Origin of the sequence: Myroides odoratimimus, assembly GCF_001485415.1 — a bacterium.
Classification (GTDB): Bacteria; Bacteroidota; Bacteroidia; order Flavobacteriales; family Flavobacteriaceae; genus Flavobacterium; species Flavobacterium odoratimimum.
Genome location: NZ_BCMQ01000007.1, coordinates 74983 through 90495, shown reverse-complemented (window position 1 = coordinate 90495; position 15513 = coordinate 74983). Strand labels below are relative to the sequence as shown.

At 35.0% G+C, this 15513-nt stretch carries 14 protein-coding genes; 7 read left to right on the top strand and 7 right to left on the bottom strand.

The genetic code is table 11. From position 1 onward, the window contains the following. Position 1: 1 nt before the first annotated feature. The 5 genes from MODO_RS08940 to MODO_RS08920 form a co-directional block, all read right to left on the bottom strand. Entirely contained in the window at positions 2-856 is an 855-nt protein-coding gene (locus MODO_RS08940) for a rhomboid family intramembrane serine protease (protein ID WP_006260278.1), read from the bottom strand. Next, complete coding sequence (locus MODO_RS08935) at positions 856-1605, bottom strand: rhomboid family intramembrane serine protease (RefSeq protein ID WP_006260279.1); 750 nt, start codon at positions 1603-1605, stop codon at positions 856-858. Before MODO_RS08935 ends, MODO_RS08940 begins: the two co-directional genes overlap by 1 nt. Beyond that, positions 1605-3890 carry a DNA mismatch repair endonuclease MutL gene (gene mutL, locus MODO_RS08930; protein ID WP_006260283.1) on the bottom strand — a complete coding sequence of 762 codons (2286 nt, stop codon included), beginning with the start codon at positions 3888-3890 and terminating at the stop codon, positions 1605-1607. The genes MODO_RS08935 and mutL overlap by 1 nt, the downstream gene beginning before the upstream one ends. Before the next feature lie 928 nt (positions 3891-4818). Beyond that, a complete protein-coding gene (gene ribH / locus MODO_RS08925; protein WP_006260284.1) occupies positions 4819-5310 on the bottom strand; it encodes a 6,7-dimethyl-8-ribityllumazine synthase in 492 nt (163 codons plus the stop codon). A 2-nt stretch (positions 5311-5312) separates the two neighbouring features. Continuing rightward, positions 5313-6098: a YfgM family protein gene (locus tag MODO_RS08920; RefSeq protein WP_006260285.1), complete on the bottom strand. Its 786-nt coding sequence runs from the start codon at positions 6096-6098 to the stop codon at positions 5313-5315. Between the two features lie 134 nt (positions 6099-6232). On the opposite strand from MODO_RS08920, the gene recF reads away from it, so the two are divergent. From recF to MODO_RS08885, 7 genes are all read left to right on the top strand, one after another. Further along, complete coding sequence (recF, locus tag MODO_RS08915) at positions 6233-7327, top strand: DNA replication/repair protein RecF (protein WP_006260286.1); 1095 nt, start codon at positions 6233-6235, stop codon at positions 7325-7327. A gap of 21 nt (positions 7328-7348) precedes the next feature. Then, positions 7349-8362, top strand: a complete 1014-nt coding sequence (murB, locus tag MODO_RS08910; RefSeq protein ID WP_006260287.1) for a UDP-N-acetylmuramate dehydrogenase — start codon at positions 7349-7351, stop codon at positions 8360-8362. Between the two features lie 230 nt (positions 8363-8592). Beyond that, positions 8593-9699, top strand: coding sequence for a glycosyltransferase family 2 protein (locus tag MODO_RS08905; protein ID WP_006260288.1), 1107 nt, complete (start codon positions 8593-8595; stop codon positions 9697-9699). Further along, positions 9696-10271 carry an RNA polymerase sigma factor gene (locus tag MODO_RS08900; protein ID WP_006260289.1) on the top strand — a complete coding sequence of 192 codons (576 nt, stop codon included), beginning with the start codon at positions 9696-9698 and terminating at the stop codon, positions 10269-10271. The genes MODO_RS08905 and MODO_RS08900 overlap by 4 nt, the downstream gene beginning before the upstream one ends. A gap of 267 nt (positions 10272-10538) precedes the next feature. Further along, a complete protein-coding gene (nirK, locus tag MODO_RS08895) occupies positions 10539-12038 on the top strand; it encodes a copper-containing nitrite reductase (protein WP_006260290.1) in 1500 nt (499 codons plus the stop codon). A gap of 1 nt (position 12039) precedes the next feature. Beyond that, positions 12040-12819, top strand: coding sequence for a formylglycine-generating enzyme family protein (locus MODO_RS08890; protein ID WP_006260291.1), 780 nt, complete (start codon positions 12040-12042; stop codon positions 12817-12819). A gap of 17 nt (positions 12820-12836) precedes the next feature. Beyond that, positions 12837-13460, top strand: coding sequence for an SCO family protein (locus MODO_RS08885; RefSeq protein WP_006260292.1), 624 nt, complete (start codon positions 12837-12839; stop codon positions 13458-13460). Between the two features lie 258 nt (positions 13461-13718). Here MODO_RS08885 and MODO_RS08880 read toward each other — a convergent pair whose 3' ends face one another. Then, complete coding sequence (locus tag MODO_RS08880; protein WP_006260293.1) at positions 13719-14171, bottom strand: CopD family protein; 453 nt, start codon at positions 14169-14171, stop codon at positions 13719-13721. Beyond that, the gene (locus MODO_RS08875) at positions 14168-15370 is read right to left on the bottom strand and encodes a hypothetical protein (protein ID WP_006260294.1); all 1203 of its coding nucleotides are present in this window, start codon (positions 15368-15370) and stop codon (positions 14168-14170) included. Before MODO_RS08875 ends, MODO_RS08880 begins: the two co-directional genes overlap by 4 nt. Positions 15371-15513 lie beyond the last annotated feature (143 nt).

Here is a 15513-nt window from a genome sequence, read left to right as displayed (position 1 = left end):
TTTACTCTTTTCCAGCTCTAAACAGAAAGTCTTTCTCTTCTTTAGTAAGGCTTTCATATCCAGATTTACTGATTTTATCTAATATTTTATCTATTTTCTGTTGTCTCTCATCCTTGTTTTCACTGACTGTTGTTTCTCGGCGATTCTCTTTATTATTTACATATACCTTCTTAAAACGAGTTCCTTGATTTCGTTTAAATAGGTTACTTATTTTATCAAAGATAATGCTTAAATCGGTTCCTGCCTCTAACATTTTAATATAGATCAGTCCCATTAGCGCACCACCTAAGTGAGCCAGATGCCCTCCTACATTACTTGTATTCAACTGGATAACATCTAAAATAATGATAAAAGTAGCAATATGCCACATCTTTACATTTCCGATTAAAGCTAATCGCACTTGCATCATAGGAGCATGCACTGCCACTCCTACTAATGGAGCTATAGTAGCTGCTGAGGCTCCTACTAGTATAGACCCTGTCGACATAAACATTCCACCTAGCAAGAAGATCACACCACCTAATAAAGCACCTAATAGATACAAAGTTAAAAACTGCTTGTCTGTAAAAAAAGTAGCAAATAATCTTCCTACAAAAAACAAGACAATCATATTAAAAAGAAGGTGAATCACTCCTGCATGTACGAATGAATACGTCAATAACGTCCATGGCTTATACAATAGTGACATAGGGTTACTCCCAAGAGCTAACCAAGATAATAAACTAGCGCTAAAGGAAGAAAAGAATACTTGCAACAACATAATGATTACTGAAATACCTACATTCCAGTAAATCAACTTTTGCACAATACCACCAGCTCTATACTGGAACTTCAAATCATCTAATAGCTTACTCATTATCTATCCCAACGGTTATTGTTAAACTGTGTCTTCTTATAATACATCATTAATAAATACCCCATCAATGCTCCCCCTATATGAGCGAAGTGAGCGATACCTCCACCTCCACCGAATAGACTGAAGCTACCTGCAACACCTCCGTATAAATCTATCAATAAAATACCTGGTACAAAATATTTAGCTTTAATAGGCACAGGAATAAACATCATCATTAACTCTGCATTAGGGAACATAAACGCAAAGGCCACTAACAACCCATACACAGCACCTGATGCCCCTACTACAGGCGTATTATATGCAGATAGAAAATTATGTAACTGACCATCTCCTAGTATACCTCCCCATCTTAGATCATACTTTCCTTCTTTTAATAGCGCCATTACATCACTAGCATTATACCCATTATCTGTAAGAGTAGACACAGCAGAATGAACACTAAAATAATTCACTCCTGTATGTAATAGAGCCGCTCCAAATCCACATAGCAAGTAAAAAGTAAGAAACTTCTTACCTCCCCACATCATCTCTAACGTACTACCAAAAGAAAACAAAGCAAACATATTAAACAGAATATGCATGATACTCCCATGCATAAACATATGAGTTAAAGGTTGCCAAACATAGAATGATGGACTTTCAAAATAATACATTGCGAATAACTCTTTGATCGCTGGTATAAACATACTAGCTCCGAAGAAGATTACATTCACTATAATTAAATGCTTTACTGTCTCTGATATTCTCATTATAATGCGAATTTTTTTTCTATATCCTCTACTTTCATCGTTACAAAAGTAGGTTTCATAAAAGGTGATACACTTGGTTCTTGACAAGCGAATAATGAGTTCACAATATTCTCTTGTTCTTCATCATTTAGCACAGTTCCTGTCTTCACAGATAAACTATGTGCTAATGATTTGGCAATGCGGTCACTTTGTCCCATTGCTGTCTTAGGTACTCCATCTTGGAAGTCACTAATCAAATCTTCTAATACGATAGAAGCCTCACTCTCTGATATATTAACAGGCAATCCTGAGATAACCACATAATCTTGTGTCATGTGTTCAAACCCAAAACCAGTCTGTTGTAACATCGGGTATAACTCTCTTAGTATTTCTACCTCATAAGGAGAGTAATACAATGTCAATGGAAATAATAACTGTTGAGAAGAGGCTGTATGATTCTGTATACTCTCCATAAACTTCTCATACAATATACGCTGATGCGCTCTCCCCTGATCGATGATTACCATTCCTGACTTTATCGGACTGACAATGTACTTTCTATTAATCTGGAAGCGTTTCACTCCCGTGATTTCCTCTTGTTTATTTTCGAACAGATTCCCTGTCACAAAATCACTCTCTAATTTTATGCCAGACACATCTAGATCTTCCCCAGAAGAACGAAGTCCTTCATAGAGATTCTCCCATCCTTCTATATTACTCTTAGAAGACAAGGCTCCTTTAGAGAATGAGGATGACGAACTCTTCTTCACAGAAGGTTTATTAAACTTAGATTCTATAACATCTGGTTCTTTATTTACTTTAGATCCCAGTGTGATTTCCTCTTCATATCTATCCTCTACAGTATTATTTCCTTTGCTCTCTAGTACTTCACCTAGATCATCAGTATAACTTAAAGGGCTATGATTACTTTTACTCTCTAACGTCTCACCTAAAGAAATATTTTCTTCCGTATTACTTTTACTTTCTAGGACATCTATAAAGCGGTTATTCTCTATATCATTCCCCTTATTCGTCACCTTATCCCCGAACGGATTCATGGATACATACGTCTCATTATTCTCCAGATCATCTATAAAGCGAGTGTTCTCTATACTACTATCCGTAGCTCCGATAAACATAGCCGCATTATTATCAAATGGATTATATTCAAACTTATCTGACTCTGTAAGTAGCTCTCTGTGAAAAGGGTTAAAGTTTCTATCTACTTCTATAGTAGGAGTTGATGCTTCTTTTCCCTCGAAGTCATACGGAGTATCTAAACTAGCATCTCTCTGAAAATCTAATACCGGCGCTACATTAAACTGTCCAAGACTATGCTTAATGATAGAGCGAAGAATACTGTATAAGGCCTGTTCATCGTCGAACTTTACCTCAGTCTTCGTTGGATGTATATTGATATCTATACTATCTGGTGGTACATTAAAGTAAATGAAATAGCTAGGATGTGTTCCTTCTTTTAAAAGTCCTTCATAAGCCGCCATAATAGCATGGTGTAAATAACCACTTTTAACAAAGCGATCATTCACAAAGAAGAATTGCTCTCCTCTACTCTTTTTAGCAAACTCAGGTTTCCCCACAAATCCTGTTACCTCTACGATCTCTGTATTCTCTTTTATAGGTACTAACTTTTCGTTTGTTCTAGTACCGAATACATTGACTATACGCTGACGAGCATTCGTAGGCAATAGATTAAACACTTCGCTACCATTGTGTATTAAAGAGAAATGTATATTGTGATGCACTAATACGATTCTCTCAAACTCATCAATAATATTTCTAAACTCTACATTATCGGACTTTAAGAAATTGCGTCGTGCGGGTATATTAAAAAATAAATTCTTTACTGAAAATGAAGTCCCTGCAGGAGTAACAGCTACTTCCTGACTCACTAGTTTAGTCCCTTCTATAACGATATGGGTACCTAGCTCAGCCTCATGTGTACGAGTCTTTAACTCCACGTGAGCAATCGCTGCGATAGAAGCCAAAGCCTCTCCTCTAAATCCTTTAGTACTTAGCGCAAATAAATCCTCTGCTTTGGAAATCTTAGAAGTAGCATGACGCTCGAATGACATACGTGCATCGACATCACTCATACCCTTTCCATTATCAATAACCTGTATTAAAGTTTTACCAGCTTCTTTTAGAATCAACTTAATCTCTGTAGCTCCAGCATCGACAGAGTTCTCTATCAATTCCTTAACCACAGACGAAGGGCGTTGTACTACTTCCCCTGCTGCTATCTGATTCGCTACGTGATCTGGTAGTAAACGAATAATATCTGACATCTATTTGCTCCTCTATTATTAATCTAATTGTTTAGATAAATTCCACTTAAAGGACAAATTTAAAGAATTAAAAATTCCTTTACTATTTCTCTATTGTAATTTATTTCTAAAATATAGAGGACACTTTCTGAATTATAGAATTAAACACTACTCACCTCATCCTATGACAACCTTTTTTTAAATACTTATCTAGTAAATAACATTGCTGATAAGCTCTAGAATAATTATGATGATAGTACTTCCACTCCCGTTATCATTCTGAGCGTACGAAGAATCTCATCCTACACATCCCCTCCCCTTGTCATTCTGAGCCTGCGAAGAATCCCATCCTAAAGCTGATGTAGTTGCTCCCTATTCTCCTATGCCCTAGGCATACATTCTTAATTATTAATTACTAATTCTTAATTCCCCCCTTACCTTATTCTTAGAGGAGAATGCTCTGAGAATAAAAGGAGCATCCTTGGATAAACACGCGCTCTCCTCCACTAAATACGGAGTATTGTCCATGTATTGTCGAAGGATCTTAGCAGAACCCCCTATTTATAAGGGTTGAAAGCCTATTCAAGTAAAACACAAATCTGACCCAAAAACAAATAAACAACTACAAATCAATCACTTAATAAAAACACAAGACTAAAAAAAAGCATATACTTTTTTTAATTTAAAACCCAAAAAGAAGGGAAATAGAGGGTAAAGAGTAAAAAAGTAGGATTAGTTCTCTTTAAACCCCTAAAAAAGGTGCTGAAATAGATCCATTTTTTAAAAAAGAAGAAAGATTATTTTAGAAAAGAAAAAATATAAAGAAAAGGGGTACTCACTAAACAGTATTAATAGTCTGACATCCCCTCTTACAGAAAAATATAAAACAAAAAAAGAGGATTTCTATTGCTAGAAATCCTCTATCTTATATCCTATAAATAGATTGTGCTTACGCTTTTCTATTTAAATCTATCATTTTTAAAGCTGCGATAGCTGCTTCTGTACCTTTATTTCCGTGTTCTCCACCACTACGAGCAATAGATTGTTCGATATGGTTATCTGTCAGTAGACAGAAGATCACAGGAATATCAGAGATTAAGTTAAGGTCTTTAATACCATGTGTCACTCCTTCGCATACGAAGTCGAAATGCATCGTCTCTCCCTTAATCACACACCCTACTACAATAACTGCATCTAAGGTCTCATCTACTTCTATCATTTTTTTTGCTCCGAAAATTAATTCAAAGCTACCTGGTACATTCCAGCGAACTATGTTTTCAGCTAATAGACCACAGTCTAATAAGGCTGCTTCTGCACCAGAATACAATCCATTAGTGATTTGGTCATTCCATTCTGAAACTACGATACCTACTCTAAAATCTTTCCCGTCAGGAAGTGTAGTTTTATCGTATTCAGATAAGTTTTTATTTGCTGTTGCCATACTTATTGTGCTAAACCTATCAAGGCATCTACTCCTCTGTATTCTACAGAACCTTGGTAGTTATTTTTAATCTCGTTGAAGCTCTTAAGCGCTTCTTCTTTTTTACCTAATTCTAAAGCAACTAAACCTGCTTTATTTAAATATCTAGGTGTAGTAAAATCGTTCTTCTGCTTAGCAGCTGCTTTTTGATAATACTCTAAAGCTTGCTCTTGTTGCCCTAATTCAGAGAAAGCATCTCCAATAGCTCCTAAAGCTAATGGTGCTAATACTGCATCATTTCCTTTGAATTTCTCTAAATGCTCGATTGCTTTAGGGAAATCACCTTTATGTAAATATGCTGTACCCGCATAGTAGTTTGCTAAATCTGCAGACTGTGTACCACCGTAATTTTCTATAATTCCTAAGAATCCTAGTTTACCTTCTCCACCATTAAGTGCTAAGTTAAATAAAGAGTCTTTAGCAGTACCATTCATTAAAGCATCGTTATAATAACTCTGTGCCTGAAACATTTCGTTCGCAGCGTCATCATTTTTTGGCTCAACAACAAATTTGTCATAACCAACATACCCCAAAGTAGCCAAAGCAACAGCACCTACGATACCAAAAATTACTTTTTGATTGCGCACTACCCAGCTTTCCATTCTATTTGCTCCTTGATCTAAAGAGTTAAATACCTCAGCTGTCTTACTGTTAGATGAATCAATATTGTTATATTGTTCAAACTCATTATCTTCTTTTTCTTGTTCAGGTTTAGGGGCTTTATAACCTCTTTTATTATAAGTTGCCATTTATACAAAGTTTAATGAGTCGCAAAAATAGGATTTTTATTGTAATATAAAAGTGCTTTCTATCTATATTTTTGATAATTTGCACCAAAATTTGATAAAGCACTCTCTAAAACGTTAAAATAACCAGTAACCACGTGTATTTAAAAAAATTAAACATATTAAATTTCAAGAATATTAGCGATAATACTTTCTCTTTTGACCAGAAAATAAACTGTTTTATTGGGTTAAACGGAGTTGGTAAAACCAATATCTTAGATGCTATATATTATATGGCTTACGGGAAGAGTTACTTCAACCCTATAGCTGTACAGAATATCAAACACAACGAAGATTTTTTTGTAATCGATGGTACATTCATTAGAGATGAAAAGGAAGAGCACATCGTATGTAGCCTAAAAAAAGGACAGAAAAAAATCCTAAAGAGAAACAATAAAAACTACGAACGATTCTCTGATCACTTTGGCTTTATTCCCCTAGTGATTATCTCTCCTTCTGACAGCGACTTAATTACAGAAGGAAGTGAGACTAGACGTAAGTTTATCGATAGTGTGATCTCTCAGATGGATGGCAACTATCTACAACTGCTTATACAATACCAGAAGCTAATCAGTCAGCGTAATGCGCTTCTTAAGAGCTTCGTTCAGAATCACTATTTCGACGGAGAGACGTTGGCAGTCTATAATGAGCAGATTGCAGAATTGGCACACCCTATTCACGAGAAAAGAAGAGATTTCATCAAAGAATTCACTCCTATATTCTCTCATTATCACAGTCTGATCACAGAGAATAAAGATGATGTATCTCTAGAATATGAGACGCAGTTAGATGATAAATCTATGCTAGACCTATTCGCAGAGAATCTTGCCAAAGACCGTATGCTACAGTACACCTCTGTCGGGATACATAAAGATGACTTGGCATTCGAACTGACAGGACATCCTATTAAAAAGTTTGGTTCACAAGGACAGCAAAAGTCATTCTTAATCGCATTAAAATTGGCTCAATTTGAGTTTTTAAAAACACAGCGAGGCGTAGCTCCTATCCTCTTATTTGACGATATCTTTGACAAATTAGACGAGAATAGAGTCCGCAAGATTTTAGAGCTAGTTAATTTAGATACCTTTGGTCAACTCTTTATTTCGGATACACACGCTGATCGAACAGAAAGCTTGTTAAATAGTGTAAACCAAGGTTACGAGATTTTTAAAATTCAACAAAACGAAGAATAAACTAATAATACCCCTAAGACAATGAATATTCACGAGAATGTATCGCTAAAACCATATAATACGTTTGGATTAGATGTAATGGCTAAATATTTTATTGAAATAAAACAGATAAATGATCTAAAAGAAATAGTCAAGGCTAATAAAAGTGACAAGCTATTCATCTTAGGAGGAGGTAGTAATATGCTACTAACACAAGACATCAATAAGATTGTCATCAAGCTAGATCTAAAAGGAATCAATATCATCAATGAGGATAACGACTATGTATATGTAGAGGCTGAGGCTGGAGAGAATTGGCATGAGTTCGTCCTATGGTGTATCGAGCACAACTATGGAGGTGTGGAGAACTTATCTCTTATACCAGGTAATGTAGGGACTACGCCTATCCAAAATATTGGTGCTTATGGAGTAGAGATTAAAGATGTGCTACACAGCTGTAAGGCTCTTAATATGGAGACATTACAAGTGGTTGACTTCACGAATGCTGAATGTGAGTTTGACTATAGAGAAAGTGTGTTTAAAAATGCGCTAAAGAATCAATACATCATTCTATCTGCAACGTATAAACTAACTAAACAAAATCACAATCTAAAGGTAGAATACGGCGCTATAAAAAGTCAATTAGACGCTGATAACATTACTGCTCCTAGTATTAGAGATATTAGTAATGCTGTGATCTCTATCAGACAGAGTAAGCTGCCTGATCCTAAAGAAATCGGTAATAGTGGTAGCTTCTTTAAAAACCCTATCGTAGACAGAGACACCTTCGAGAGACTGCACAGAGTATACCCTAGCATGCCTCATTATGTCATCAATGAACAGGAGGTAAAAATACCTGCAGGATGGCTAATCGAGACCAGTGGCTTTAAGGGATACCGACTAGGTGATGCTGGTGTACATGAGAAGCAAGCTCTAGTGCTAGTTAATTACGGAAAAGCAGAAGGAGGACAAATCAAGAAATTAGCAGAGACTGTACAGCGAGAAGTTTTTAAGCTATTTGGCATTTCTATTCATGCAGAAGTTAATATCTTTTAAAAATGTATTTAGCTTGTTTAAAATACTTTTATAAGTAAATATATACACCTACTTGGGGTGAATTACTACATATTTTCTTTTAGTTAATTATATCTATCTAAAAAAATATAATACAGTAGTAACCTAAAAGGTGTGTAATCAAAATATATAAACTATTTTTAAACAGGCTTCTATATTCTTTTAACAGATTAATCGTACATTTGCAGACCTTACGGGAATAGATATTCACTATGCTAACACTTTTATTTTACATTTTCATTGCTGTTATAGTTATAGAAATATTACAGTATATTATCATCTATGGACCACTAGCTATGTCTAGTAGCCTTCCGACTAAACGATACGCTGATCTAGAACCTATCTCTGTCATTGCTTATGTAAAAGATCAACAGGAGAAGTTAGAAAACTTCCTTTCTGTACTTATACAACAAGACTATCCTGAGTATGAAGTAATACTAGTCTATAGTGCGTCTGATGACGAAAGCTTAGAAATATTAGAAAAATTCTGTTTGACTTACCCTAACACTAGACTAGTCAATGTAGAAAATATCGAGGCCTTCTGGGGCAATAAGAAGTACGCTTTAACTCTAGGGATGAAGGTAGCTAAGTATGAGCGCTTCATCTTTACAGAACCTGCTGTCACTCCTATATCAGATAAATGGTTATTAGCGATAAGCAAAGGATTCTCTTCTACTAAGAAAGTAATACTAGGACATACTAAAATCGAAAAAAAGAAAAGGTCTTTTATCAATCAATTAATCCGTTTCCAAAATACGTATAAGACAATAAACCTATTCTCATGGGTATCTTATGGTAGACCTATCCACGGCAATGCTTATAATCAAGGATATAATAAAGAGTTGTTCTTTAAAGTAAACGGGTTTATAGACCATATGAAAACTCCTTATGGAGATGAGTATGCCTTCATCAATCAAATAGGGACTAGTAGTAATACAACAACTGCACATGACCGCGACAGCTTCGTATGCTTACAAGTGGAGAGCAAGACTAGTACATGGACAGGTAATATCAAGAAGTATGACTTACTCCTTAGAACCTCATCTATCTTTACACAATTTAAAATTAGATTCTTTAGTCTATGTCACCTTCTGTTCTTCGGGCTTTTCACTACACTGATCAGTTTTCTTTTTAACTGGGAAATTGTACTAGGGTTATTTGTATTCCGTTATTTGATTATATACATCTATAACTATAAGTTATTTAAAGTATTTGATGATAAAGATTTGGTGTGGACACTGCCATTCTTAGAAATTATTCATATTTTTATCACTACGTATTACTCAATACTACATTTTATTACACGTAAAAAAATTTGAAAAACTTAGTTCAAGAAAATATCCTAGCAGCTCAAAAGGGAGACCAGATAGCGTTTACCTTCTTGCTAAACCATTATTGGTCTGAAGTATATAACTTTATGCTTAAAAGAACAGCAAACGAAGTGGATGCTGAAGATATTACTATTGAAACTTTTTCGAAGGCATTTACCAATATCAGTAAGTACGATTCTACTTATGCCTTTAATACTTGGCTGATCAGCATTGCTAAAAATGTGCATATCGATATGATCAGAAAGCGCAAGAATATGTCTTTCTTAGATATCAATGACGAGGAGAATCAACAGTATCACGATATCATAGATGATACAATGAACAAAGAAGATGAACTGATACAAGAACAGAATCTAGTGATCTTTAAAAGTTATATCAACTTACTTAAACCTCATTATCAAGAGGTAATAGATATGCGCTTCTTCCAAGAAATGTCTTATAACGAAATCGCAGAAGCCTTAAATGAGCCTTTAAACAATGTCAAGGTAAAAATTATGCGTGCTAAAAAACTATTAGCAGAGATTATCCTTAAACAGATAGATCAAAACTTCTCTATCTAATCTTCACAAACTATAATACCTTATAATTAAGTATAAATTTTCGTTTCTAATAATCACAGTACGCGAAGTGACTTTAAAAATATTAGTATTATTTTTATTTACCACCCTTTATTTCACACGCAAGATTAGCAATATACTTCTATAATATCCAGCTATTTAGCCAAAATACTTCCAATCTTATAATTATTTTATAACGAGTAAAAAAAGTTCATTCAATTTTTAAAAACTGATATTTATCACAATAAAAGACAATAAGGTCTTTTATCTTTGATATACAAAAATGAACAAAAGAACACAGTTATGAATACAAAGGTACAAACACTAAAAACCAAACTTGGAGTACTACTATTATCTCTAGGTTTACTAACAATCGGAGGCTGTCAACAGAAGGACAAGACTCCTACAAAGATGACTCCAGAAATGGCTGAACAAATAGTAGTCAAAGGAGAAGCTGAAGCTGAACTAACTGCACCTCCCCTAGTACCTAAACCTGTAGGAAAAAGGGATGCAACGAAACTAATTGTTAATCTAGAGATTTTAGAACAAGAAGGTGAAATGGTAGATGGGGTAAAATACATGTATTGGACCTTCGGTGGTACCGTACCTGGTAGCTTTATCCGTACCCGTGTAGGTGATGAAGTAGAGTTCACACTTAAAAATCACCCAGATAATAAGCTTCCTCACAATATTGACCTTCACGCTGTGACAGGTCCTGGAGGTGGAGCTGCATCATCACTAGTAGCGCCTGGACACGAGGTAACGTTCTCTTTTAAAACACTACATCCTGGTCTATATGTATACCACTGTGCTACTGCTCCTGTAGGGATGCATATCGCTAATGGGATGTATGGTCTAATCTTAGTAGAGCCTGAAGGTGGACTACCTCCTGTAGACAAAGAGTACTATGTGATGCAAGGGGACTTCTATACAAAAGGGAACTATGGAGAGAAAGGGCTACAACCATTCGACATGAATAAAGCATTAAAAGAACAGCCTGATTATGTAGTATTCAATGGACATGTAAACGGACTAGTCAATGAAAATGCAATCACTGCTAAAGTAGGAGAAACAGTAAGGTTATACGTAGGTAATGGTGGACCTAACTTAGTGAGTTCTTTCCACGTAATCGGAGAGATCTTCGATAGAGTACATGTAGAAGGTGCTGATCTAATCAACGAAAACGTACAGACTACACTTATACCAGCAGGAGGTGCGGCGATAGTAGAATTTAAAGTAAATACACCTGGTACATTTGTATTAGTAGACCACTCTATCTTTAGAGCCTTTAATAAAGGAGCACTGGGAATGCTGAAAGTAGAAGGAGACGAAAACCAGAAAGTATTTGCAGGTAAAATAAAAGAAGGAATATACTTACCTGAAGGAGGTACTATACAAAATATGCCTAAAGAACCAGCTAAAAAAGAGGTAATAGAAAACAAAACGCTTGCACAACAAATAGCTGATGGTAAGAGTGTGTTTACTAGAACATGTTTTGCTTGTCACCAATCTGAAGGACAGGGTATAGAGAAAATATTCCCTCCTCTAGCGAAATCTGATTACTTAAATGCAGATGTGAATAGAGCGATAAAAACAGTTATAAACGGACTACAAGGAGAGATTACAGTTAACAAGGTAAAATATAACTCTATCATGACAAGTCAAAACTTAAGTGACCAAGAGATAGCTGACGTATTGACTTATGTGTACAATAGTTGGGGAAATAATAAAACTGTAGTGAGCCCTCAAATGGTTCAAAAAAATAGATAAAATGTTTTTTCTTGATAAATCAAACTTCATTGTGTGTCTTCTGAGCATAGTATCCTATACAGGAATATATGCTCAGAAAACGACACCGATGGTCACTATCAAAAGTGGAACTTTTGTTCCACTTTACGGTAGTACAGAAGAAGGCTATGTAAAAGTAGCTTCTTTCAAAATGGATCAATACGCTGTGACCAATGAACAGTATGTAGAGTTCTTAAAGAAAAACCCAAATTACCAACGCTCACAGATCAAAGCGTTATTCGCTAATAAAAGTTATTTGTCTCATTGGAAAAGTGATTTAGACTATGGCGACTTAAAACCTAATGCTCCTGTGACCAATGTATCTTGGTTCGCAGCTAAAAAATACTGTGAGTTAGAAGGCAAAAGATTACCTACTATGGATGAATGGGAGTATGTAGCCATGGCTGATGCTAAGAATATGGATGCTCGCCAAAAAGAAGAATACAATAAGTATATCCTCGCTTGGTACGAGACTCCTAAGACTTATGTCAATCCTGTAGGGAGCACCTTTAAAAATTACTGGGGTGTATATGATATGCATGGCTTAATATGGGAGTGGGTAGCAGACTATAATTCAATCTTCTTGTCTGGAGAAAGTCGCAAAGACAAGGGCAATGACGAGAACTTATTCTGTGGAAGTGCTTCTATTAATGCTTCTGACCTGATGGACTATGCTGCCTTTATGCGATACGGTTTTAGAGGTAGTCTTAGAGCTAACTTTACAACAAAAAACTTAGGTTTTAGATGTGCACAAAACCCTTAAAAAAAAAGAACATCATTATGAAAAAGACATTGATAGCATTACTAAGCTGCTCTACTTTACTACTAACTAGTTGTAAAGAGACTAAAGCTACAGAAGAACAACCTCAAGCTACAGAACAGACAACAGAGTCACAAGAGATTTCTGATTTGTCTATTTACAATCTACCTTCTACCTGGACTACACAAGATGGTAAGGATATTGAGTTAAAAGACTTACAGGGCAATGTATTAGTCATGGTCATGATTTATACTTCTTGTAAAGCTGCATGTCCTCGATTAGTAGCTGATATGCGTAATATCGAGGAAAGAGTAAAAGGTAAAAACGCAGATAAGGTAAAATATGTATTAGTCAGCATTGACCCACAAGTAGATACTCCTGAACGTCTAAAAGCATTTGCTAAAGAGAATCAAATGGATGGCCCTCAATGGGTATTCTTACGCTCTACTGAAGAAGACACAAGAGAATTTGCGGCTACTCTTGCTGTGAATTACAAAAAGATCTCTCCAATAGACTTCTCTCACTCTAATATCATTAGTGTGTTTAATACCAAAGGAGAATTGGATTATCAACAAGAGGGACTTGGTATAGACTATGCCCCTACTGTAAAAGAAATAGAGCGACAACTCGCTTTAATTAAATAAGAAAGTTAGTTATTAGTTTGATAATATACTGCTCTGCTTCATAATAGAAGTAGAGCAGTATTTTTTTTGTACATAAAGTGCCTTTAATTCTAGTTACTTATTTAAGAGAATAAAATAGTTCCAATAATAAAAAGCTATTACTTGATCACTTCAAAAGTATAATCAAACAATAGCTTTATATATAATAATACTAACAGGTATTTTAATAGTTAAGCAAATAAAATCAATAATACCTTTTATTTATAAATTCATTCCTCTTTATATCCCTCCATATCTAATAAAGCTACCTAATATAAGCATCACAATACTAATAGTCGTGACAGATATAATATGGAATGTCATCAAAGGTAGTTTCTTAATATCAGTCTTTAGACGAGGCAATACGTAAAACTGAGCACTTAGTGCAAATAATGCGATAGTGAATAGACATGCTAATTTTAAAGAAACAACACGTTCTATTGGAGTTTCAAAAGCAAACCAACTCGCTAACTTGACATTGTAGATATAGGCCATACGCACACCTGTCAGTAGCATAACGAATAAAGCTGGCATACCGAACCACTCATATCTACTCTCAAAGTTAAATAGCTTCTCTACTGACTTCTCTTTCCATACTTGAGGTAATATCACCACACTTAATAAGATATGTCCTCCTACCCATATAGTAGCCCCTAATAGGTGTAATATTAATAAAAGGTGTAATTCATTCATGACTTTCTAATTTTAATGTATGAGAATAATAAAAATAAGATACTGATAGGAAGTAATACAGATGCCCAAAATAAGAGTACAGGTGTATTAACTACCCAAACAACTCCTATAAAACCTTGTAAGCCTTGTATAAACAAAATTATTTCTGTCAATACAAAACCTACTACTAAGAATAGTATTCCTATCTTTAACCAAGTATTTACAACTATTCTTTTTTCTTGAACCATTAACCAAACTCCAAAACCACTCAAGACTCCTAACATATTCAAATGGATAAAACCTATGATCCAACTGCGCAAAGCTTGTAACTGAATCGCTATTGATTCTGATATAGCTAATAACTGTGTACCTATTCGCATTATAAGGCATATTCCTGCTAATACTAATAAAAGCCACACAAAGATGCTTTCATTATTATTTCGTTGCTTAAATATCTTGAAAAAGGGTTTTATTAAATATCCCACTGAATACAATTGCAATAAAACACCTACTGCATTTAAGTAATGAAGTATAGGTAATTCTACATACCAACTCACGGGTAGAGCATAAGTGAGTATTACAGATACTATCCAAGTGTAATAGAAAGGTTTAAACTTAGATAAAGAATACCCCTTAAACACAATGGCAAACAATAAGGCTAAAAAGGCAGTTAAGAACCATCCATCAAACTGAAAATGTAAGAAAAACTGTATACATATCTGATAGAAGGCACTAGCCTTCCCCATCATGCCTACTGCTGGCCCTAAGCACCAAACCCCAAAGGTAGAAAATGCCATAAAAAACAAAGAGGTTTTTAGTAAAACTCCTTGCTGTGTTCCTGAGGCAGTGTTGTTCTTCCATAAATGAATGACAAATACATAAGAACAAATAATGTGTAAAGTAGAAAAAGCAATAGATGCTGCGGCATATCCCATAAAAGGAAATGTCAGTGCCATTCCAAGCACTGCTAATTGAGTCATCCAAAAAAGTCGGGCATAAAACTTTTCTTCTTTAGGAGTTTTTATTCCAAACTGCTGGACAAACAATACATAAACCAATAAATACAACCATCCTAATAAAGCAATATGAGAGTGCGTATGTAAAATATACAAAAATGTCACTCCTTCTATCGGGTAGACGAACATACTTCTTAGCAAAAGTCCTAATAGGGCTGCTGTAAAAAAGTTGACCAAAGGAATGATATAATAGACTGGTTTCATAAGCTGTTATACAAGAAGTGCCTTAAACCCAGAATAAGCGTTAGCCAAATACTACAAAGCAATTCTACTTCATATCTCTTTCATTAGCTCTAAAACCATACTATAGTATGCTTGTATCACTAATTCAGAGCTATTTTGTATAA